This window comes from Escherichia sp. KTE31 (assembly GCF_000407925.1).
Lineage (GTDB): Bacteria > Pseudomonadota > Gammaproteobacteria > Enterobacterales > Enterobacteriaceae > Escherichia > Escherichia ruysiae.
In genome coordinates, this window is sequence record NZ_KE136723.1 from 960,191 (window position 1) to 979,999 (window position 19,809).

A 19,809-nucleotide genomic window follows, 5' to 3' on the forward strand; every position below is an offset into this window, starting at 1 on the left:
CGATTACGCCAGTTTCGGAAAGGTGGCAACTTTATCGCGCTGCTGACTTTCCGCGCTTCGCGGAACTATCTGCTTTAGGTCGCGAATAAAATACTCCTGCCAGTGATTAATGTCGTTTTTCACAATAACTTCCAGCATTTCTGCATGGCGGGAAATACGTTCCGCCAGCGACATCGTCAACGCCCGATTGAGCGCCGCCGCAACTTCATCACGATCGTATGGGTTTACAATTAACGCCGACGTCAGTTCGTTTGCCGCCCCGGCAAATTGCGAAAGTACCAGTACGCCCGGATTGGCAGGATCTTGTGCGGCAACATACTCTTTCGCGACCAGGTTCATTCCGTCGCGCAGCGGCGTCACTAATCCAACATCGGAATAGCGGAAGATTTTCATCAGTAATTTACGATCAAAATGCTGATTCAGATAATAAAGCGGCGTCCAGCCTAATTGACCATATTTGCCGTTAATTCTCCCGGCTTCATTTTCCAACTGATGACGAATATCCTGATACGCTTGCACATCACCACGCGACGTTGGCGCAATCTGGGTATAGCGAATTTTACCGTGATGTTGCGGATATTTTTCCAGCAACGCTTCATAGGCGAGAAAACGCTCCGGCAAACCTTTGGAATAATCCAGTCGTTCGACAGAAAAGATATTCTGTACGTTTTTCAGTTCCGCTTTTAGTTGCGCCAGTTTTGCCGGCAGTGGTCCGGCAGCCTGTTTGGCAATCTCATCTGGTTCAATGCCAATGGGGTAAACTTCGGTTCGAAACGTTTTGCCCCAGGCCGTATGGCTTTTTGAGCTACGCGTCGTAACACGGGTCAGGTTAGAAAGGCAATCCAGGAACGCCAGACGATCGTTCTCTGTCTGGAAACCCAGCAAATCATAATCACAAAGCTGTTCAAGCAAGGTGTCATACGTCGGTAGCGCATTGAAGATTTCCGGCGTCGGGAAAGGAATATGCAGGAAGAAACCAATGCGATTATTCACCCCACGTTTGCGTAATTCATGCGCAAATGGCAACAGGTGATAATCGTGAACCCAGATAATGTCATCGTCTTCCAGCAGCGGCAGTAATTTATCTGCCAGTAACGCATTTACGCGTAGATAGCCGTCCCAGGCAGGACGCTGAAATTGTACCAGATCGAGTCGATAATGAAATGCAGGCCAGAGAACGGCATTAGAGAATTGGTTGTAGTATTCGTCGAGATCCTGTTCGCTGAGGTTAAAAGAGGCCCAGGTAATATTTCCTTTTTTCACCTTTTTTAGCGGCTGATCCTCATTCCCTGTTTCGCCACTCCAACCAAACCACAGTCCACCTGCGGCTTTCAGTGCCCCCAGTATGCCGATAGCAAGGCCACCGGCACTGGCGGCGTGCTCGTCTGGTGGTGCAATCCGGTTAGATACTACGACTAAACGACTCATAGTCATCACTCCTGTTATTTTCTCTTTTTTGTTGTTGTAATGCGTTGGTTATCATTTCAAGCCAGCTCCAGACATCCGGCACGCCCGCCAGCCGCCATGATGCCTGAGTCGCTCCGGTGCCAATTTTCACTGACATTCCACCCAGTCGGTTAACGACCGCGAAGCCAGATTCATCGGTTAAATCATCGCCCAGAAAAACGGGCTTACGGCCGACAAAGGGAGCTTCCTGCATAAAGGCTGCAATCGCCTCCCCTTTACTGGTGTTTCCTGGTTTAATCTCGACGACACACTTTCCCTGCTGTAATGCCATTTGCGGCCAAATCTGGGTAATGCGTTGCGCTAATGTCAATAAGGCGTCTTCGTGCTGCGGCGCCTGACGATAATGCAGCGCAAACGCCATCCCTTTGGCCTCAAGTTCCGCACCGGGATAGTGGCTGATTGCCGTATGCAGTTGAACGCTAATATCGCGGGCAATCGCATCCGGCAGGTGAACGATATGCGTTTTACCATTGATGTCACGGCGCTCCGCCCCATGCACGCCCGCTAACGGGAAGCGATAAGGTTTTGCCAGTGCGTCAAGCTCGACCATTGAGCGCCCTGATATCAATGCCAATGCACCATCACTTGCGGTTGCCAGTAGCTGAAGTCCTTGCAGAATATTGTCAGGCACGACGACCTGATCGGGATGCGGTTTAATTTCCGCCAGCGTTCCATCGAGATCAAAAAACCAGGCATATTTCGCGGATAGTTCAGGGGGTTCGGTTAACGGTTCTGTCACCCGGTACTCCTCCTTATCTTTTTATAGTTCGCGCAGAACGCGCTTTACAGACATGTAAGTATAGACAGTGTGACGTAGCTCGCCATTTGCAAAAAAGAACAGCCAGCCGTTGTGGCGGCTGGCTGTGATGGAAAAAAGAGCTAAATTGTTGCGAAAAAAAGCATCAGACAGTGCGTTTCGCTTTTTGCTTGTAACGGTCGAAGATCACCGCCGCCAGCAGGATTAAGCCACGAACCACGTACTGCGCGAAAGGAGAAATATTGAGCAGGTTCATAGCATTTTCTACAGTACCTAAAATTAAGATACCCGCCACCACATATGAGATTTTTCCGATGCCACCTTTCAGAGAAACGCCACCTAAAACGCAGGCTGAGATAACAATCAACTCATAGCCAATCGAGGTCATCGGCTGACCGCTGGTCATGCGCGAAGCCAGAACAATCCCGGCAATCGCCGATACCAGACCAGAGAGAACGAAGATAATGATTTTGGTGCGGACAACAGGTACACCCGCCAGACGCGCGGCCTCTTCGTTACCGCCAATCGCCAGCGTATTACGACCAAAGGTAGTTTTGTTCAGCAGCAAGCCAAAGATTATCAGGCAAGCGACAGTGAGCCAGATTGGCGCAGGCAGGCCGAACCAGTTGGCATAACCGAGAGCAAAGAAACTTTCATCTTCGATACCGACCGCTTTACCGTCAGAGATGATATACGCCAGACCACGGACAATCTGCATCGTCGCCAGCGTGGTAATCAAGGCGTTAATTTTAAGTTTAGCGATAACAAAGCCATTCACCAGACCGCAGAGGACGCCCAGCAGCAAACCTGCCGCCACGCCTATCCACAGGCTTTCGGTCAGATTGATAACCACCGCCGTAGTGACACCTGCACAGGCAATGACCGAAGCAACAGAAAGGTCAAAGTCACCCGACGCGAGACAGAACAACATACCGCACGCCACCATCCCCGACATGGAGATTGCCAGCCCCAGCCCTTTCATATTAATGAAGGTGGCAAAGTTCGGGACAAAAATGGCACAGGCAATAAACAGCACCGCAAACACCACCAGCATACCGTACTGATCCCAGATACGGCCGAAGCTGAATGACGACTTAGGTGCGCCAGAACCCGATGTAGAAACAGAAGACATCATACTCTCCTTACTCAGGCAACTGCCTGACTGACTTTAGGCATAGCAAGGCTTAGTGCCTGACGCTCATCTGCCTGCTCGTGTAGCAATTCACCAGCGATTTCACCTTCACGCATGACGACAATACGGTCGGCGACGCCGAGGACTTCGGGCAGATCGCTGGAGGCAAACAGCACCGCCACCCCCTGCGCCGCCAGCGCATAAATCACGTTATATATTTCGTGCTTGGCTCCCACATCAATACCGCGCGTAGGTTCATCCAGCAAAATGACTTTCATATCTTCCGATAACCAGCGTCCCAGAATGGCTTTTTGCTGATTACCACCGGAGAGATTCATGATTAATTGCTCTGCTCCTGGCGTTTTGATATTGAGCGAACGAATATGGTGATCAGCATTATTTGCTTCCCAGCCGTTATTGATCACGCAACCGCCGAGAACATGCTTGCGACGGGCGCTGATGTTGATATTGTCACGGACGGAATGCACCGGAATAATGCCTTCCGCTTTACGATCTTCTGGACAGAGCATCATGCCAGCCGCAATGGCGTGGCCTGGTTTACGGATATCGATTGGCTTTTGGTCGATATAAACCTGACCGGCGGTGATTTGCGTCCCACCAAACATGCCTTTCATTAATTCGCTGCGTCCTGCCCCCACCAGACCAAACAGACCAACGATTTCACCACTGCGAACGGTCAGGCTTATTGGAGTACGTACACCAGGCGCCTTCACGGCATCCAGACGCAATCGCTCCTCACCATAACTACGCGGTTGCCAGCCGTAGATATCGCCGATATCACGACCAACCATCGCCTGTACCAGTGCGTCGTGGTCAACCTGCTGCATATCGGTAAAGGTTTTGACATAACGCCCATCTTTAAAGACGGTGATGGCATCGCTGAGGGCAAATATTTCTTCCATACGGTGAGAAACGTATAAGATCACCCGCCCCTCTTTTCGCAGTTCACGAATAACGCGGAAAAGATTGTCGATTTCACGGGCAGACAGGGAGCTGGTTGGCTCATCAAAGGCGATAATTTTGGCGTTACGCGCCAGAGCTTTGGCAATTTCAACCATCTGCCACTGACCAATGGAGAGATATTTCAGCGGCGTAGCCGGGTCAATATCCATACCCAGATGTTTGAGTTGTAAACCTGCTTCATAATTCAGCAGTGAACGATTCACAATGCCGCCTTTATGGGGAAGCTGGCCGAGATAAATATTTTCCGCGACGGTCATTTCCGGCACGAGATGCAGTTCCTGGTAAATAATCGCCACACCCGCGTTAAGCGCAGCGGTCGTGTCGGAAAAGGACATTTCTTGTCCATTAATCACTACAGAACCCGTGCTTGGCGCATAGTTTCCACTAAGGATTTTTAAGAGTGTTGATTTTCCTGCGCCATTTTCACCCATCAACGCATGAACCTGACCGGCATAGCAGTCAAAACTGATATCCGTCAACGCCTTAACGCCGGGGAAAGTTTTACCAATGCCGCGAAATGAGAGATACGGGGTAGACTGTTGCATAACGTCTCCGTGAATCACTGGTCTTTCACACCCCCTCTGCACAATAAAGGCAGAGGGGAATTTTTACGGCAGATTACTTACCGCCTAAACCCTTTTTCTCCAGTTCTTCTTTAAAGTTGTCGCGCGTAATCAGAACTACATCGGTAACTTCAGTGAATTTTGGTGGTTCTACGTCTTTCGCTACCCAGTTGTAGAGCATTTCGCTGGATTTATAGCCATGTACGTCCGGGCTTGGCAGGAGTGAACCGTAGAAACCGGTAGCCTGCGCTTTTGACAGCTCGCTCACCGCATCCACCCCATTGATACCAATACCAATGATGTCCGCCGCTTTAAAGCCCTGACCTTCCGTTGCACGTACACCGCCCAGCACGGTGCTGTCATTCATCCCGACAATCAACCAGTGTTTAACTTCAGGATGCTGAACCAGCATGGAGTTGGCGGCGTCAAATGCCCCTGGGATGTCGTTAGATTTGGTGGGAACCTGATAAATTTGTTTTTCCGGGAATCCGGCGGCTTTCAGCGCGTCCATAGACCCCGTGGTACGGCGACGAGCGGTATCCAGTTCGTTGGCAGTAATCGCCATTACGGCACTTTCTTTTACGTCCCAACCACGTTTCTGCATCTCTTTATACAGTTCCTGGCCCTGACGCTCACCAATTTTGGTCGCCGCCATCATCACCAGCGGCACGGTATCCATCGGCTTACCTTTGGCATTTACAAACTGGTCATCCACGGCAATCACTTTCATACCATAGCCACGTGCTTTCGCCACAATTGCGGAACCCAGTTTCGGGTCTGGCGTACAAATGACAAACCCTTTCGCACCGCTGGCAGCCAGACTGTCGATGGCGTTCAACGTCTTTTCGCCATCCGGCACGGCAATCTTAATAACGTCAAACCCTAAATCTTTCCCGGCTTTATCGGCAAACTTCCATTCGGTCTGGAACCACGGCTCTTCTGGTTGCTTTACCAGGAAACCGAGTTTCAGGTTTTCCGCCATAGCGGATTGTGACATAACGGCAGCCAGACCAATGGCTGCAAGAGCTTTAGTAAATTTGTGCATGGTTATCTCCAGCTTTAGCGTCATTTTGTGTAGGGCAAAAACTAAGAACTTTTGTTAATTCAATCGGAAAACAAAGCATTACCTTTATCGAAAAGATAATTGACTGTGTTGGCATAGTTTTAGCGAGAAATTAATTCTCCATAGGAGAGCAATATCACATAGCAGAATTACAGTGAGAACGTGCATAAATTCAGCGAGAAATGACATACTGGAATCGGTAATTGTCTGACAAATCAAAAAAGCATTAGCAGAATAATCCATGACATTAGCCTGGAAATCCTTGTGGTGTGCTTTGAGAGGCAGGGAGTGTCTTTTTTAATCTAATTATTACCGGGCAAGAGGTTGTTCATTTGCGCTGAATAGTGAAAGGAGAAAGAAGTCTCTAAACCTTGCACCAATCAATTTCCATATTAATTATCACCTCATTTATTAATTAAAGGTAACGCTATAACGAGAGCATTATCGCATAATCGAAAAAACACCTTAAAATATCAAAACATCATCATGTTATTAATAATTTATTTTAATATCAATGAAATACATCGATATGACGCATTAGGAATTATTGCAAACTAATTGATCTCACCAATGAAATGTAAAAAAATATAAATCCGGTGATTTAAGGATTTTCTTATATCAGTTCAGACGTTATGCTTATTTCAGATCATCGTCAGAATTGACTCCACGATCACATTTTGGACATGCAGAAAGGAATTATTCTGCAAGCAGTAATTACGGTGTTTTGATTCATCTTGCACCTCACGTCTTCTGGATATAAGGATATTAGGTATGGCAACCACTGGAATGCTTCTCAAACTCAACACCCAAATGAACCGCGAGTTTTACGCATCCAATCTCTACCTTCACCTGAGCAAATGGTGTTCTGAACAAAGTCTGAATGGCACCGCTACTTTCCTTCGCGCCCAGGCACAAAGTAACGTGACGCAAATGATGCGCATGTTTAATTTTATGAAAAGTATCGGAGCAACTCCCATCGTTAAAGCTATCGATGTACCAGGAGAAAAGCTTAACTCTCTGGAAGAACTCTTCCAAAAAACGATGGAAGAATATGAACAGCGTTCAAGCAAGCTGTCACAATTAGCCGATGAAGCTAAAGAATTGAATGATGATTCTACCGTCGATTTCCTGCGCGATCTGGAAAAAGAACAGCAGCACGATGGCCTGTTGTTGCAAACCATTCTTGATGAAGTGCGCAGCGCGAAACTTGCCGGTATGTGCCCTGTCCAGACCGACCAGCATGTGCTTAATGTCGTGTCGCATCAGATACATTAATCATGTTCGGCGCTTTAAAACATGCGCCGGATACAAATAATTTTGAGAAAACCGCTGCTTCATACTTTGAAGCAGCGGTTTTTTTAATGGGATTCACCTTGCGGAGTAAATTTCAGTTCAATCAGCGCGATGGCTTTTTGGATAGCGCGCATCGTTACCGGATCGGCTGCGGCGGGATGGTTAGTAAAATCGATATTCTTCAACTGGCTGGACATTTTTTCACGCAACTCAACAGGTGCGATCACATCGAGTACGTCGAGAATTTGTTTGATTACCAACTGGCAAGCGACAACATCAGAGACCAGTTCCTGATCGGCATTCAGCGGCTGGGACATTGTAAACTCCTGATAGCATTTTGAAAGCCGCTATAGTAGCGGCTTCCCCTCCACAGCGATAGTCACATCCGCCATCACCAGGGCACAAAAAAACCTGCCGAAGCAGGTTTTTTGTTATCTGAACATATTGCCTGGCGGTACGTCTTTGAACGTCTTGCAATAGTTATCGAACATGCTTTTCAGGATTTTGCGCAGTTTCATTGAGGTACTCCGACCATTTGTTATGCAGGTGTTATCGTCTTTACGCTTATAATATGACATCCATCACAAAAATCAATCTTTATGTGATTTACATCACACAAATATCCCTTTAATGTTATGAAATTGATAACCCACAAAGTCACCATAAAGCATCTGACTTCTGGGAAAAGCAAGGAATAGCGCCGATCCGTCGTCTTTTCTGTCCATAACCTGATCCTGCACGCAGGTACAATACCTGTTTCTTCTCCCTTTTCAGGCCGTGACATGAAACATCTGATAATTGTTTTTTCGCTTTTAACATTAGCGGGCTGCACCGTAACTCGTCAGGCTCAATTGAGCGAGGTTAATGTCACGAGCGGTATTGTACGCCTCGTTTATGACCAGGCGTTTTTACAACACGCCCGTACTGACAGCTATCTTAATCAAAGAATAGCGGAACGCGCATGTCAGCACGCAGGGTTTACCCGCGCCATTGCGTTTGGGCAACCTGTAAGTAACTGTAGTCTGTTTGCGGGGGCGTTATGTCTGAATACGGAATTTACGTTGTCGTATCAGTGCCAAAATTTAATGCCCTCGACTTATCAATAAAGCCTTAATCAGCGAGGGATGCTTCGCTGGTTAATTAATTCCACGAATAGCGTTAATGCGTTTTATTGCCATTCGTATTTTTAATAATTGAATTTAATATTTTACCTTTTGCAAATAATAAAATAACAAATTATAGTGGCGCCACAGCAACAAAAATAACCTTTATGGAGCACTATCATGCTGAAACCAGAAATGATTGAAAAACTCAATGAGCAGATGAACCTGGAACTGTACTCTTCACTGCTTTATCAGCAAATGAGCGCCTGGTGCAGCTATCATACCTTTGAAGGTGCGGCTGCATTTCTGCGCCGCCACGCCCAGGAAGAGATGACGCATATGCAGCGTCTGTTTGATTATCTGACCGATACCGGAAACTTACCGCGTATTAATACCGTTGAATCCCCGTTTGCTGAATATTCTTCACTTGATGAATTATTCCAGGAAACCTATAAGCATGAACAATTAATCACGCAGAAAATTAATGAACTGGCTCACGCCGCCATGACCAACCAGGATTACCCAACGTTTAATTTCCTGCAATGGTATGTTTCTGAGCAGCATGAAGAAGAGAAATTGTTCAAATCGATTATTGATAAATTAAGTCTGGCTGGTAAAAGCGGCGAAGGTCTTTATTTCATCGATAAAGAACTTTCTACCCTCGACGCGCAAAACTAATCTACTCTGGCGGCAGATTTACTGCCGCCGTTTCATATCAGTGGCGACAAATTTTACTTGTATCGGTTGAGACCCCTTCTTCGCCGGGAATAAATTTACCTTTCGCCGCCAGAAACGCCACCAGCTCTCCCGCTGTCATCCCTTCTGCCGAGCAGGTATGAAAACGCGCCTGTTCACCAAAACGCGCTTTGATCGCCGCTTCCAGACTGGCGTGCGTATATTGCTCGCCTGATTCAATCATCATATTTAACACTTCATGACCGTGAATAGAGTCCATCGTTCCTCCTCAAAAAGGGCATAGCGTAGCGATATCCGCTCATCAAGGCTTTGCGCCAGCGCAGTTCCGAATGCATTTTATTGTACATTTTTGTTTACAGTAAATGTAACGTCGATTTGACGAGAAATGTAGAATGCCTTAACCTGCGCCGCAGATATCTCTCATAAAGATCGTCAGGACAGAAGAAAGCGTGAAAAACAGAACTCTGGGAAGTGTTTTTATCGTGGCAGGAACCACAATTGGCGCGGGTATGTTGGCAATGCCACTGGCGGCAGCAGGCGTCGGTTTTAGTGTCACATTGACATTGTTAGTTGGTCTGTGGGCATTGATGTGTTACACCGCACTGCTATTGCTGGAGGTGTATCAGCATGTCCCCGCAGATACCGGTCTGGGCACGCTGGCAAAACGCTATCTGGGGCGTTATGGGCAGTGGCTCACTGGCTTCAGTATGATGTTTTTAATGTACGCCCTGACAGCGGCGTACATTAGCGGTGCCGGTGAATTACTTGCCTCCAGCATCAGTGACTGGACCGGTATTCCAGTGTCGGCAACCGCTGGCGTGTTGTTGTTCACTTTTGTTGCCGGTGGTGTGGTTTGTGTCGGGACGTCGCTGGTCGATTTATTTAACCGCTTTCTGTTTAGCGCCAAAATTATTTTTCTGGTGGTGATGCTGGTACTGCTGCTACCGCATATTCATAAAGTGAATCTTTTAACTCTACCGCTGCAACAAGGACTCGCGTTGTCTGCGATCCCGGTAATTTTTACGTCATTTGGCTTCCACGGTAGTGTACCGAGCATCGTCAGTTATATGGATGGCAACATTCGCAAGCTGCGCTGGGTATTTATTACAGGTAGTGCGATCCCTCTGGTGGCGTATATCTTCTGGCAACTGGCGACGCTGGGCAGCATTGATTCAACAACTTTTATGGGACTGCTGGCTAATCATGCCGGGCTCAACGGGCTGTTACAGGCATTACGCGAAGTGGTGGCCTCACCGCATGTCGAACTGGCGGTGCATTTATTTGCGGACTTAGCCCTCGCAACGTCCTTCCTCGGCGTAGCATTAGGCTTATTTGATTATCTTGCGGATCTGTTTCAGCGTTCAAATAGCGTTGGCGGGAGAATGCAAACCGGGGCAATTACTTTTCTGCCACCGCTGGCATTTGCTCTGTTTTACCCACGTGGCTTTGTGATGGCGCTGGGTTACGCCGGTGTGGCGCTTGCTGTACTGGCATTGATTATCCCTTCCCTGCTGACCTGGCAAAGCAGAAAGCATAATCCACAAGCAGGTTATCGGGTTAAAGGCGGCCGTCCGGCGCTGGTACTGGTGTTTCTCTGTGGTATTGGCGTGATTGGAGTGCAATTTTTGATTGCAGCAGGATGGTTACCAGAAGTGGGGTGATTAAATAGCCTCACATATCCTTGTTGGGTGCCAGAATTAACTCTGGCACCCAATGTGACCTCTTAATGCAGGCAGCACTGCTTAAATTTCTTACCACTACCGCACGGACAAGGATCGTTACGACCCGGTTTTTCTTCTGCTTTTATCGGTTGCTGAACAGGCTTTTCCTGCTGATGAGCCATCCAGTAAGCGTGCAAATCAAGTGCCGCCAGTCGAATGGCATCCACACTCTCATCAAACGCTTCCGGTGACAGCTTCTCTACCCGCTCGAAGTTTTCTTCCGTACCGTGCAGCGCAATCGCCTCAAGCGCCGGTTTTAAGGATTCCGGCAATGCCGACCAGTCAGAGAGGGCAACGCCACGCATATAGCCAAAGCACCACTCCTCAACGATCGTCAGCTCACGACCATCAACCTCTCGCAGACCAAATAACGGCTCAAACTGTTCAGGAAATTCGTTCAGACGCTCTGCGGTATCGGCCATATGTTGAAAAGCCAGGTTCATAAAGCGCGTCATCTCTTTTTCTGACGCCCAGCGCGGTACATAGTCCGCCCCACCCCAGACGGCCACCAACCACTGTTCTGGTTCAATTTCTTGCGGAGAACTCAACACCGCCGTCAATAAACCGTCCAGCTCAGCTACATCAAGGATGGCGTGGTCTGTGTTGTATTTGGTCAGGATATCATCCAGCCATTCCAACTCACTTTCGTTCAACGGTCCCGTTTTCATACGCTTTTCCTTGTGGATCTCGACTCGCCAGCGTCTATCTTACATGTCGCTCTGGCATAGAGATACTTTTTGAGTGGATTACCTGGTGATTAAAAATAAGAGGGGTATAACGATAAGTGGCAGACACAAAAAAACCACCCGAAGGTGGTTTCACGACACTGCTTATTGCTTTGATTTTATTCTTATCTTTCCCATGGTACCCGGAGCGGGACTTGAACCCGCACAGCGCGAACGCCGAGGGATTTTAAATCCCTTGTGTCTACCGATTCCACCATCCGGGCTCGGGAAAAAATTGGAGGCGCGTTCCGGAGTCGAACCGGACTAGACGGATTTGCAATCCGCTACATAACCGCTTTGTTAACGCGCCAAATTCTTCAGGCTTTTCAGCCAGACACCCGCTTAAGCCGATGTCTTTTAACTGGAGCGGGAAACGAGACTCGAACTCGCGACCCCGACCTTGGCAAGGTCGTGCTCTACCAACTGAGCTATTCCCGCATTCATCAAGCAATCATCTAATCACTTGATTTTATTATCGTCTGGCAATCAGTGCCGCCGTTCGATGCGTTGCATTCTACTTACCTGACGCGATGAGTCAACGATATTTTTCACCACTTTTGATCGTTTGCTGAATTTTGCGCCGAAACGATCACTGATCAAGCAAATCTGCGCGAGCTGCGCTCAAATATTGCAACATAGACCACAGAGTCAGTACCGCAGCCACAAAGAAAAGTGCAATACCAGCATACTCAACCCAAATGTTCGGACGCCATAACAGCCAGGCCAGCGCCACCATTTGGGCGGTCGTTTTTACTTTACCAATCCAGGAGACAGCCACACTGCTGCGTTTACCGAGTTCAGCCATCCACTCACGTAGAGCAGAAATGATAATTTCACGGGCGATCATCGTTGCCGCTGGCAAAGTGACCCACCAGCTATGGTAATGCTCAGTTACCAACACCATGGCAATGGCAACCAGCACTTTATCAGCTACTGGATCAAGGAAAGCGCCAAAACGGGTACTCTGATTCCAGCGACGCGCCAGAAAACCATCGAACCAGTCAGTCACCGCCGCAACGCAGAAAATGAGTGCGGCAGCAAACGGCGACCAGGTGACAGGCAGATAAAAGACCAATACAAAGAATGGGATAAGGATGACACGGAACAGTGTGAGCAACGTAGGGATATTAAATTGCATAATGACGGGTAACTATCTGTTGTCAGTAAGATTACCCCTATGTTGCTACAGAGACATCAATGTTTCAACGACCAGAAGATCTTTTCTGCCAGACCTTGCGAAATACCCGGCACTTTTGCAATTTCCTCAACGCTGGCGTTACGTAAACCTTGCAATCCGCCCATATATTTCAACAACATTTGTCGACGCTTTGGTCCAACGCCTTCGATGGTTTCCAGCGTGCTGGTATTTTTGACTTTTGCGCGTTTTTTGCGATGCCCACCAATCGCGTGATCGTGTGATTCATCTCGGATATGCTGAATGACATGCAGCGCCGGTGAATCTGGCGGCAGACTGAAGCCCTCACCTTCAGGTTCGAAGAACAACGTTTCCAGCCCAGCCTTACGATCGGCTCCTTTTGCCACGCCAAGCAACAGCGGATGGTTTTTATCCCATGAGACATCCAGCTCGGCGAAGACATTTTTCGCCTGCGCAAGCTGGCCTTTGCCGCCATCAATCAGGATCACGTCCGGAATCTTACTGTCGTCGATGGCTTTACCGTAACGCCGACGCAGCACCTGATTCATTGCCGCATAATCATCACCAGGCGTAATGCCGGTAATGTTATAGCGCCGATACTCTGCACGCAGCGGGCCGTTAGCATCGAACACCACACACGAAGCGACCGTTTGTTCACCCATGGTATGGCTGATGTCAAAACACTCCATCCGCTTCACTTCCGGCAATTTCAACACGCTGGCAAGCGCGGTCAGACGCTGGTGAACGGTAGATTGTTGCGAAAGTTTGGTGGTTAACGCTGTCGCCGCATTGGTGCGCGCCAGCTTCAGGTAACGTGCCCGATCGCCACGCGGTTTAGTCTGAACGTTAATCTTGCGCCCTGCCAGTTCTGAAAGGGAATCGGCGAGCAGCGTTTTATCGCTAAGATTAAAGTCGAGCAGGATCTCACCCGGCAAGGTGCGCATCTGGCTGCCCTGTAAATAGAACTGACCGACAAAGGTTTCCACCACTTCGCCCAGCTCCGTACCGCCAGGTACTTTAGGGAAATAACTACGGCTACCAAGCACCTTGCCCTGACGAATAAACAAGACGTGGACACAAGCCATGCCCGCATCGAAAGCGACGCCAATAACGTCAAGGTCATCACCTGTATTGGAGACAAACTGTTTTTCGGTTACGCGTCGCACCGCCTGGATTTGGTCGCGAATACGTGCCGCTTCTTCAAACTCCAGATTCTGGCTGGCTGTTTCCATGCGACTAATCAGTTGAGTAAGTACCTGATCGTCCTTGCCGGATAAAAACAGGCGCACATACTCTACCTGCTGGGCGTACTCTTCTTCACTCACCAGTCCTTCAACGCACGGACCCAGACAGCGCCCTATCTGATATTGCAGACACGGACGCGAGCGGTTGCGATAAACGCTATTTTCACACTGGCGAATCGGGAAAATCTTTTGTAGCAGCGCCAGGGTTTCACGCACCGCATAGCCATTTGGGAACGGGCCGAAATATTCACCTTTGGCGTGCTTTGCACCACGATGCATAGCCAGACGCGGATGGGTATCGCCGCTAAGAAAAATAAAAGGATAAGATTTATCATCGCGTAACAGAACGTTGTAACGCGGCTGATAAAGTTTGATGTAGTTGTGTTCCAGCAACAGAGCTTCGGTTTCGGTATGGGTAACCGTCACATCAATTTGCTGGATCTGGGCAACCAACGCTTCGGTTTTGCGCGAAGCGAGGTTGCTACGGAAATAGCTGGAAAGCCGTTTTTTCAGGTCTTTCGCTTTGCCGACATAGATAACCGTACCACCAGCATCATACATGCGATAGACGCCCGGCTGGCTGGTTACGGTTTTTAAAAACGCTTTTGCGTCAAACTGAACACTCACTGACTTGTTAATGTCTCCGCATTACACAGACCATGGCGAATTGCCAGGTGAGTCAGCTCAACATCGCCATGAATGTTTAATTTACTGAACATACGGTAGCGATAGCTGTTCACCGTTTTCGGGCTGAGATTAAGCTGTTCTGAGATCTCATTGACCTTTTGGCCTTTGGTAATCATCAGCATAATCTGCAATTCACGTTCAGACAAACTGGCAAATGGGCTTTCTGTTTTTTCTGGTTCGATCTGGCTTAATGCCATTTGTTGAGCAATGTCAGAAGCAATATAACGCTGCCCTGAATAGACAGAGCGAATCGCACTCACAACTTCCTGCGGAGCCGCACCTTTGCTGAGGTAGCCCGCAGCACCGGCCTGCATTACTTTCGCTGGTAAAGGGTTTTCAGTATGAACCGTAAGCATGATGATTTTGACATCTGCTGTTGAGCGAGCGATTTTACGCGTCGCCTCAAGACCGCCAATGCCAGGCATACTCATGTCCATTAGCACGACGTCAACGGTGTTTGCCCGGCACCACTTAACGGCGTCTTCACCGCAGGATGCCTCACCGACGACTTTAATACCCTTTATATCTTCCAGAATGCGTCGTATCCCTGCGCGCACCAGTTCGTGGTCATCAACAAGTAGAACGTTGATCAAAGGAATATCTCCAGAAATAGGGATAACGCTACTGATAGTTAGTCATTCGTATATTAGCGGGTTTTATTGCAACTTTGAAACGTTAAAAATGGTGGGTATTCGATTTTTCTCTCGTTTTTGTAAATTCGATTGTCCAGAGTTATCGTCACGTCCGTCATCAAAGGTTTGCCAGCTCGTTTCGCAGTAAGGCTAACGCCGAAATGTGACAAAAATTGACTTTATTCAGCATAAATGAAAAATCAGCGGCATGAATATGTAACATGAATTAACCCGAACAATACGTGCGAAAAACATTCATGATAAAAATATTTATTACGCGTTATATTCCCTGTTTTATTACTATTGCTGATATCGTGAGCAAAAAACAACCACTGCTATTTTTAGCAAAGCTTATGGTATACTCCGCCGCCTTAACATTTTTCACCGCAAATTTTCATTGCAACATGACGAGGAAAATAAATGAGTACGCCTGATTTTTCTACTGCCGAGAATAATCAAGAACTGGCAAATGAAGTCTCCTGCCTGAAAGCGATGCTGACGCTGATGCTGCAGGCGATGGGACAAGCTGACGCGGGCCGCGTGATGTTAAAGATGGAAAAACAGCTTGCGCTGATCGAAGACGAAACCCAGGCTGCGGTATTTTCCAAAACGGTTAAGCAAATTAAACAAGCCTACCGTCAGTAATATAAAACCGGCTGAAAGCTCACCTTTCAGCCGGTTTGGCATCTTGCACGCCCAATGTAATAGATATCATATTAAGCCAGTTGCGGCTGCGTAGCAGGCAACCTGCGTCTTATTCGGTGCATTGATTTTTTTCTGCATATTTTTCTGATGGAAATTGACAGTATTCTCAGAGATTGACAGGATCATCGCTATCTCTGCTGACGTTTTACCTTCTGCGGTCCATTTCAGTATTTCTTTTTCCCGCTTGCTGAAATTCATCTCTGGCGTCATCACTATTTCATCATTTAAACGTATCAACGCCATCAGACTTTCACGCACCAATAGCTGCATTTTTAATTGCAGTTCATCACTAAGAATGGGTATTTCACGCGTACTGCTACGGGAAAAAGACAAAAACCCCAGCGCACGATTCGGCAGCATTAAATACTGAGTGACGCCACGGCGTAAACCATGCGCACGTGCGGCTTCCCATAGCGGCTGTGCTTCGTTGAATAAATCATCATTCCACAATAAATGCCCCTGACTGAAGTTTTCAGGGTTAAGTACCGGATCAATCGCGAGAAAGTTGTTGGTTTGATAATAACTGACCCATGACTCCGGATAATTGGTGTAGAAAGCCACTTTCGGTCGCGTGAATGGCACCGGGTGACGCACACATAATGAATAAAAATCGTACTCCAGTTGGTAAGTCTGATGCTCTATTTCATGGTAGACCTCTTCTGCGGCCTCCATCCTCTGAAAACGCAACAACATTGTGCGACGCCAGCTGAAAAAATCCGTATCCTGCATAGTTAACCGCTACGCCCCTGAGAGTGAGTATCATTTATACTGATAACTCAAACTATCACATAAATAAGATTTATATATAATTTATATTATTCAGACAATGAATTACTTTTGCAAGACATAGCATTCTCTTATGTTATTAATAAGTTATGCTGATTTATTAAGCGATTTATGCAGTCAGAAATACATTTTCGCCCCGATTAAAAAGCTGCCGGGGCTGATTTTTTCTTATTTTATTGCAACAGAAACTTCTCAAGGAACTGGCGTGTGCGGGGATGCTGAGGATCGGCAAATAAGGTTTTTGCAGGGCCCTGCTCCACTATCCGCCCTTGATCCATAAAGATCGCGCGGTCAGCAACGTCACGAGCAAAGCTCATTTCGTGCGTCACAATCACCATGGTACGCTTTTCCTGTGCCAACTGGCGTATGGTATTCAGGACTTCACCCACCAGCTCCGGGTCCAGCGCCGAAGTAGGTTCGTCAAACAGAATGACTTCAGGTCGCATCGCCAGCGCACGCGCAATCGCCACACGTTGCTGTTGACCGCCGGACAAACGACGCGGATAGCTGGTCTCTTTCCCTTCCAGTCCAACTTTTGCCAGCAGCTCGCGAGCGCGCGCCGTGGCCTCTTCCTTCGGCTCGCCTTTAACGATCACCGGCCCTTCAATAATGTTTTCCAGCACTGTGCGATGCGGAAACAGATTAAAATTCTGAAAGACAAATCCGACATGCTGGCGCAACTGGCGAATCAGCGATTTTTGCTGGCTTAACGAACGCGCAGTATCAATAGTGATATCGCCAACGGTGATGCTCCCCGCCTCCGGTTGTTCCAGCAAATTTATGCTGCGTAGCAACGTGGTTTTGCCGGAGCCACTTGGGCCGATAATCGCCACCACTTCGCCGATTTTGACCTCCAGATCGATACCGTGCAGTACCGTCTGACCGTGGAATTTTTTCACCAGGTTTTTAACTTCTATGGCACTCATTTTGGCTCTCTCTCCTGGCGGTTTAGTTGATTCTCAAAATGGTTCTGTAGCGTCGATAACACTGTCGCCATAATCCAGTAGATGAGCGAAGCCGCCAGATACATGGTGAAAACTTCCAGCGTGCGCGAGGTAATCAACTGCGCCTGACGAAACAGCTCCGGCACCTGAATCGTCGCTGCCAGCGAGGTATCTTTTACCAGGCTGATAAAGCTGTTCGACAGTGGCGGCAGTGCCACCCGAGCCGCCTGCGGCAAAATTGCGCGACGCATAGTTTGCCACGGCGTCATGCCAATACTGGCGGCTGCTTCCCACTGACCTTTATCAATAGATGAAATGGCGGCGCGCAGCGTTTCGGCAGCATAGGCAGCGGTGTTCAGTGACAGACCAATCATCGCCGACGGAATCGGATCTAATTCAATGCCAAACTGCGGTAGGCCGTAGTAGATCATAAACAGTTGCGCGATGAGCGGCGTACCGCGAAAAATGGAAATGTAAAAACGCGCCAGCCAGCGCACGGGCCAGAGCGGCGACAGGCGCATCAGCGCGAGAATAAATCCCAGCAGTAAGCCAAAAAACATGCCGCCGATACTGAGTTGCAGCGTATACCCAGCCCCTTTAAGCAGGAACGGCAAAGAATCAATAACCAGTTGTATACTTTCTTGCATGAGCGTTTCCGGGGCTAGACGTGAGGATGATAGGCGAACAGCGCAGGCGCGCCGCCAGTATGAATAAACAGAATCGGCCCTTCGTCTTTGAAGCGTTTCTGACTGATGCCATCAATCAGCCCCGCCATCGCTTTTCCGGTATACACAGGATCAAGCAGAATGCCTTCCAGCCGCGCCAACAGTTTCACCGCTTCCATGCCTTCGTCGTTCGGCACGCCGTAGCCAGGCGCAAAATAGTCATCCCAGAGTAAAATTTCCGCTGATGCGCTCAGTTCCAGTTCTTTCGCGATTGACTGTTGTAGGTTAACCACTTTTGGCAACTGGTCAGCAACGGAACGTGACACGGTCACGCCAATCAGTTCGCTTTCTGGCATCAGTTGTTCCAGTCCTACTGCCAGTCCAGCGTGAGTTCCGGCGCTGCCCGACGCCACCACCACCGAAGAAATATTAACCGCCCCTTCACACTGTTGCGCGATTTCCAGCGCGCTCTCCACATAGCCCAGCGCGCCTAAAGCATTAGAACCTCCAACTGGAATGACGTACGGACGGAACCCTTGCGCTTCGACTCGCGTTGCCAGCTCTTCCAGTTGGGCATTGGGATCGGTCAGCGCATCGCACATTTCAATCTGGGTATTGAAGAGATCCAACAACAAGCGATTGCCGTTGGTTAAATAGTTTTCTGCGGCTGTTCCGATAGGATTTTCCAGCAGCGCCACACAGTGCAGCCCAAGTTTTGCGGCGACGGCGGCAGTCTGGCGCACGTGGTTAGACTGAATCGCTCCGGCAGTAATCAGAGTGTCGGCACCTTCACGCAGGGCGTCTGCCGCGAGAAACTCCAGTTTGCGTAATTTATTGCCACCCATCGCCATTGGTGTGACGTCATCCCGTTTAATGAAAATTTCCCGCCCAAGATAATCAGAAAGACGCGGCAGATATTCGAGCGGCGTTGGTGCGCCGATAAACTCCAGCCGTGGGAAACGAGTTAAATTATGCAGTGGCATAAAAGCCTCCGGTGTGTGTTGTTGTGATATTGTTATTATGCACGCAAAAAACGCTTAAATAAAAAAGGCGCTAATTAAAGTACCTTTTTTGTCATTATGCCCCGTCCAGAACAGCGTTGACACGTTTCTGGCTGTGATTTCACCCGATGGATGCAACACACTGGTTGAACCGCTCTGCGGGTGATTCATACTCTGGCGTTTTATCGGTCTTTCGTTGAGCGTCTGGCAACTGTAGTAGTCACGGATTCCGGGTGATGGCATGTAGTGCATTAATAGAATCAGGTTTGTGGTCCCGTGATACTGTTGAATGTCCGATGGATCATCAGGAACGTAACGGTGTAAAGGCTGCTTATATCCATAAAGCAGAACATCTGATGTCCCCTGGTTACGGGGATAACTTCTCCTGGCATTTTCGGTTGTTCAAGTCTGGTTATCCCCCCATTCATTAATATGAAAATCATTATCTCTGCATTAATTATTATTTATACCTAAGTCTATTTTTA

Annotated in this window: 22 protein-coding genes, 3 tRNA genes and 1 pseudogene; 7 read left to right on the forward strand and 19 right to left on the reverse strand. The window is 48.3% G+C overall.

Annotated features, from left to right (window positions below; all coding sequences use genetic code 11):
• Positions 1-3: 3 nt before the first annotated feature.
• The 5 genes from otsA to araF form a co-directional block, all read right to left on the reverse strand.
• Positions 4-1,428 carry an alpha,alpha-trehalose-phosphate synthase gene (gene otsA / locus WES_RS08835; RefSeq protein ID WP_016158439.1) on the reverse strand — a complete coding sequence of 475 codons (1,425 nt, stop codon included), beginning with the start codon at positions 1,426-1,428 and terminating at the stop codon, positions 4-6.
• A complete protein-coding gene (gene otsB, locus WES_RS08830) occupies positions 1,403-2,206 on the reverse strand; it encodes a trehalose-phosphatase (RefSeq protein ID WP_000138761.1) in 804 nt (267 codons plus the stop codon). Before otsB ends, otsA begins: the two co-directional genes overlap by 26 nt.
• Positions 2,207-2,369: 163 nt before the next feature.
• The gene (gene araH, locus WES_RS08825; protein ID WP_010356944.1) at positions 2,370-3,356 is read right to left on the reverse strand and encodes an arabinose ABC transporter permease AraH; all 987 of its coding nucleotides are present in this window, start codon (positions 3,354-3,356) and stop codon (positions 2,370-2,372) included.
• Between the two features lie 14 nt (positions 3,357-3,370).
• Positions 3,371-4,885, reverse strand: a complete 1,515-nt coding sequence (gene araG, locus WES_RS08820; RefSeq protein ID WP_016158440.1) for an arabinose ABC transporter ATP-binding protein AraG — start codon at positions 4,883-4,885, stop codon at positions 3,371-3,373.
• A 73-nt stretch (positions 4,886-4,958) separates the two neighbouring features.
• A complete protein-coding gene (araF, locus tag WES_RS08815; RefSeq protein WP_000548667.1) occupies positions 4,959-5,948 on the reverse strand; it encodes an arabinose ABC transporter substrate-binding protein AraF in 990 nt (329 codons plus the stop codon).
• Positions 5,949-6,737: 789 nt separating this feature from the next.
• Here araF and WES_RS08810 point away from each other — a divergent pair.
• A complete protein-coding gene (locus tag WES_RS08810; RefSeq protein WP_000246122.1) occupies positions 6,738-7,241 on the forward strand; it encodes a non-heme ferritin-like protein in 504 nt (167 codons plus the stop codon).
• Between the two features lie 83 nt (positions 7,242-7,324).
• Here WES_RS08810 and yecJ read toward each other — a convergent pair whose 3' ends face one another.
• Complete coding sequence (yecJ, locus tag WES_RS08805) at positions 7,325-7,576, reverse strand: DUF2766 family protein YecJ (protein WP_000082114.1); 252 nt, start codon at positions 7,574-7,576, stop codon at positions 7,325-7,327.
• A gap of 114 nt (positions 7,577-7,690) precedes the next feature.
• Positions 7,691-7,777, reverse strand: a complete 87-nt coding sequence (gene azuC, locus WES_RS23690; RefSeq protein ID WP_077629254.1) for a stress response protein AzuC — start codon at positions 7,775-7,777, stop codon at positions 7,691-7,693.
• Between the two features lie 264 nt (positions 7,778-8,041).
• Between azuC and yecR the strand changes: the two genes are divergently transcribed.
• Both yecR and ftnA read left to right on the forward strand, forming a co-directional pair.
• Positions 8,042-8,365: a YecR family lipoprotein gene (gene yecR, locus WES_RS08800; protein ID WP_000681530.1), complete on the forward strand. Its 324-nt coding sequence runs from the start codon at positions 8,042-8,044 to the stop codon at positions 8,363-8,365.
• A gap of 177 nt (positions 8,366-8,542) precedes the next feature.
• Positions 8,543-9,040 (forward strand): non-heme ferritin, encoded by a 498-nt coding sequence (gene ftnA / locus WES_RS08795; protein ID WP_000917207.1) that lies wholly within the window; start codon positions 8,543-8,545, stop codon positions 9,038-9,040.
• Positions 9,041-9,077: 37 nt separating this feature from the next.
• Here ftnA and WES_RS08790 read toward each other — a convergent pair whose 3' ends face one another.
• Positions 9,078-9,317, reverse strand: a complete 240-nt coding sequence (locus tag WES_RS08790) for a YecH family metal-binding protein (protein ID WP_016158441.1) — start codon at positions 9,315-9,317, stop codon at positions 9,078-9,080.
• 190 nt (positions 9,318-9,507) lie between these two features.
• On the opposite strand from WES_RS08790, the gene tyrP reads away from it, so the two are divergent.
• Positions 9,508-10,719: a tyrosine transporter TyrP gene (gene tyrP / locus WES_RS08785; RefSeq protein ID WP_000797589.1), complete on the forward strand. Its 1,212-nt coding sequence runs from the start codon at positions 9,508-9,510 to the stop codon at positions 10,717-10,719.
• A 62-nt stretch (positions 10,720-10,781) separates the two neighbouring features.
• On the opposite strand, the gene yecA is transcribed toward tyrP, so the two are convergent.
• From yecA to uvrY, 7 genes are all read right to left on the reverse strand, one after another.
• Positions 10,782-11,447, reverse strand: a complete 666-nt coding sequence (gene yecA / locus WES_RS08780) for a UPF0149 family protein YecA (RefSeq protein ID WP_000847897.1) — start codon at positions 11,445-11,447, stop codon at positions 10,782-10,784.
• A gap of 194 nt (positions 11,448-11,641) precedes the next feature.
• Positions 11,642-11,728, reverse strand: a tRNA-Leu gene (locus tag WES_RS08775).
• Between the two features lie 12 nt (positions 11,729-11,740).
• Positions 11,741-11,814: transfer RNA gene (locus WES_RS08770), tRNA-Cys, on the reverse strand.
• 52 nt (positions 11,815-11,866) lie between these two features.
• Positions 11,867-11,942: transfer RNA gene (locus WES_RS08765), tRNA-Gly, on the reverse strand.
• 151 nt (positions 11,943-12,093) lie between these two features.
• A complete protein-coding gene (gene pgsA / locus WES_RS08760) occupies positions 12,094-12,642 on the reverse strand; it encodes a CDP-diacylglycerol--glycerol-3-phosphate 3-phosphatidyltransferase (protein WP_001160187.1) in 549 nt (182 codons plus the stop codon).
• A 56-nt stretch (positions 12,643-12,698) separates the two neighbouring features.
• Positions 12,699-14,531 (reverse strand): excinuclease ABC subunit UvrC, encoded by a 1,833-nt coding sequence (uvrC, locus tag WES_RS08755; protein ID WP_000116021.1) that lies wholly within the window; start codon positions 14,529-14,531, stop codon positions 12,699-12,701.
• Positions 14,528-15,184, reverse strand: coding sequence for a UvrY/SirA/GacA family response regulator transcription factor (gene uvrY / locus WES_RS08750; protein ID WP_000611331.1), 657 nt, complete (start codon positions 15,182-15,184; stop codon positions 14,528-14,530). The genes uvrC and uvrY overlap by 4 nt, the downstream gene beginning before the upstream one ends.
• Before the next feature lie 296 nt (positions 15,185-15,480).
• Between uvrY and WES_RS24095 the strand changes: the two genes are divergently transcribed.
• Positions 15,481-15,657, forward strand: coding sequence for a hypothetical protein (locus WES_RS24095; protein ID WP_032147866.1), 177 nt, complete (start codon positions 15,481-15,483; stop codon positions 15,655-15,657).
• Positions 15,644-15,868, forward strand: coding sequence for a DUF2594 family protein YecF (gene yecF, locus WES_RS08745; protein WP_000106474.1), 225 nt, complete (start codon positions 15,644-15,646; stop codon positions 15,866-15,868). Before WES_RS24095 ends, yecF begins: the two co-directional genes overlap by 14 nt.
• Positions 15,869-15,934: 66 nt before the next feature.
• On the opposite strand, the gene sdiA is transcribed toward yecF, so the two are convergent.
• From sdiA to dcyD, 4 genes are all read right to left on the reverse strand, one after another.
• Positions 15,935-16,657: a quorum-sensing transcriptional regulator SdiA gene (gene sdiA, locus WES_RS08740; protein WP_001154263.1), complete on the reverse strand. Its 723-nt coding sequence runs from the start codon at positions 16,655-16,657 to the stop codon at positions 15,935-15,937.
• A gap of 230 nt (positions 16,658-16,887) precedes the next feature.
• Positions 16,888-17,640: an L-cystine ABC transporter ATP-binding protein TcyN gene (gene tcyN, locus WES_RS08735; RefSeq protein WP_016158442.1), complete on the reverse strand. Its 753-nt coding sequence runs from the start codon at positions 17,638-17,640 to the stop codon at positions 16,888-16,890.
• Positions 17,637-18,305: a cystine ABC transporter permease gene (tcyL, locus tag WES_RS08730; protein WP_001158229.1), complete on the reverse strand. Its 669-nt coding sequence runs from the start codon at positions 18,303-18,305 to the stop codon at positions 17,637-17,639. The genes tcyN and tcyL overlap by 4 nt, the downstream gene beginning before the upstream one ends.
• A 14-nt stretch (positions 18,306-18,319) precedes the next feature.
• The gene (dcyD, locus tag WES_RS08725; RefSeq protein WP_016158443.1) at positions 18,320-19,306 is read right to left on the reverse strand and encodes a D-cysteine desulfhydrase; all 987 of its coding nucleotides are present in this window, start codon (positions 19,304-19,306) and stop codon (positions 18,320-18,322) included.
• Between the two features lie 239 nt (positions 19,307-19,545).
• On the opposite strand from dcyD, the pseudogene WES_RS24550 reads away from it, so the two are divergent.
• Positions 19,546-19,680: pseudogene (locus WES_RS24550) on the forward strand (integrase); the annotation flags it as partial.
• Between the last annotated feature and the right edge of the window lie 129 nt (positions 19,681-19,809).

Coding starts and splice junctions, on each gene's coding strand:
- otsA (WP_016158439.1), bottom strand. CDS start 1,428: ATGAGTCGTTTAGTCGTAGTATCTAACCGGATTGCACCACCAGACGAG.
- araH (WP_010356944.1), bottom strand. CDS start 3,356: ATGTCTTCTGTTTCTACATCGGGTTCTGGCGCACCTAAGTCGTCATTC.
- araG (WP_016158440.1), bottom strand. CDS start 4,885: ATGCAACAGTCTACCCCGTATCTCTCATTTCGCGGCATTGGTAAAACT.
- araF (WP_000548667.1), bottom strand. CDS start 5,948: ATGCACAAATTTACTAAAGCTCTTGCAGCCATTGGTCTGGCTGCCGTT.
- WES_RS08810 (WP_000246122.1), top strand. CDS start 6,738: ATGGCAACCACTGGAATGCTTCTCAAACTCAACACCCAAATGAACCGC.
- yecJ (WP_000082114.1), bottom strand. CDS start 7,576: ATGTCCCAGCCGCTGAATGCCGATCAGGAACTGGTCTCTGATGTTGTC.
- azuC (WP_077629254.1), bottom strand. CDS start 7,777: ATGAAACTGCGCAAAATCCTGAAAAGCATGTTCGATAACTATTGCAAG.
- yecR (WP_000681530.1), top strand. CDS start 8,042: ATGAAACATCTGATAATTGTTTTTTCGCTTTTAACATTAGCGGGCTGC.
- ftnA (WP_000917207.1), top strand. CDS start 8,543: ATGCTGAAACCAGAAATGATTGAAAAACTCAATGAGCAGATGAACCTG.
- WES_RS08790 (WP_016158441.1), bottom strand. CDS start 9,317: ATGGACTCTATTCACGGTCATGAAGTGTTAAATATGATGATTGAATCA.
- yecA (WP_000847897.1), bottom strand. CDS start 11,447: ATGAAAACGGGACCGTTGAACGAAAGTGAGTTGGAATGGCTGGATGAT.
- pgsA (WP_001160187.1), bottom strand. CDS start 12,642: ATGCAATTTAATATCCCTACGTTGCTCACACTGTTCCGTGTCATCCTT.
- WES_RS24095 (WP_032147866.1), top strand. CDS start 15,481: ATGATAAAAATATTTATTACGCGTTATATTCCCTGTTTTATTACTATT.
- yecF (WP_000106474.1), top strand. CDS start 15,644: ATGAGTACGCCTGATTTTTCTACTGCCGAGAATAATCAAGAACTGGCA.
- sdiA (WP_001154263.1), bottom strand. CDS start 16,657: ATGCAGGATACGGATTTTTTCAGCTGGCGTCGCACAATGTTGTTGCGT.
- tcyN (WP_016158442.1), bottom strand. CDS start 17,640: ATGAGTGCCATAGAAGTTAAAAACCTGGTGAAAAAATTCCACGGTCAG.
- tcyL (WP_001158229.1), bottom strand. CDS start 18,305: ATGCAAGAAAGTATACAACTGGTTATTGATTCTTTGCCGTTCCTGCTT.
- dcyD (WP_016158443.1), bottom strand. CDS start 19,306: ATGCCACTGCATAATTTAACTCGTTTCCCACGGCTGGAGTTTATCGGC.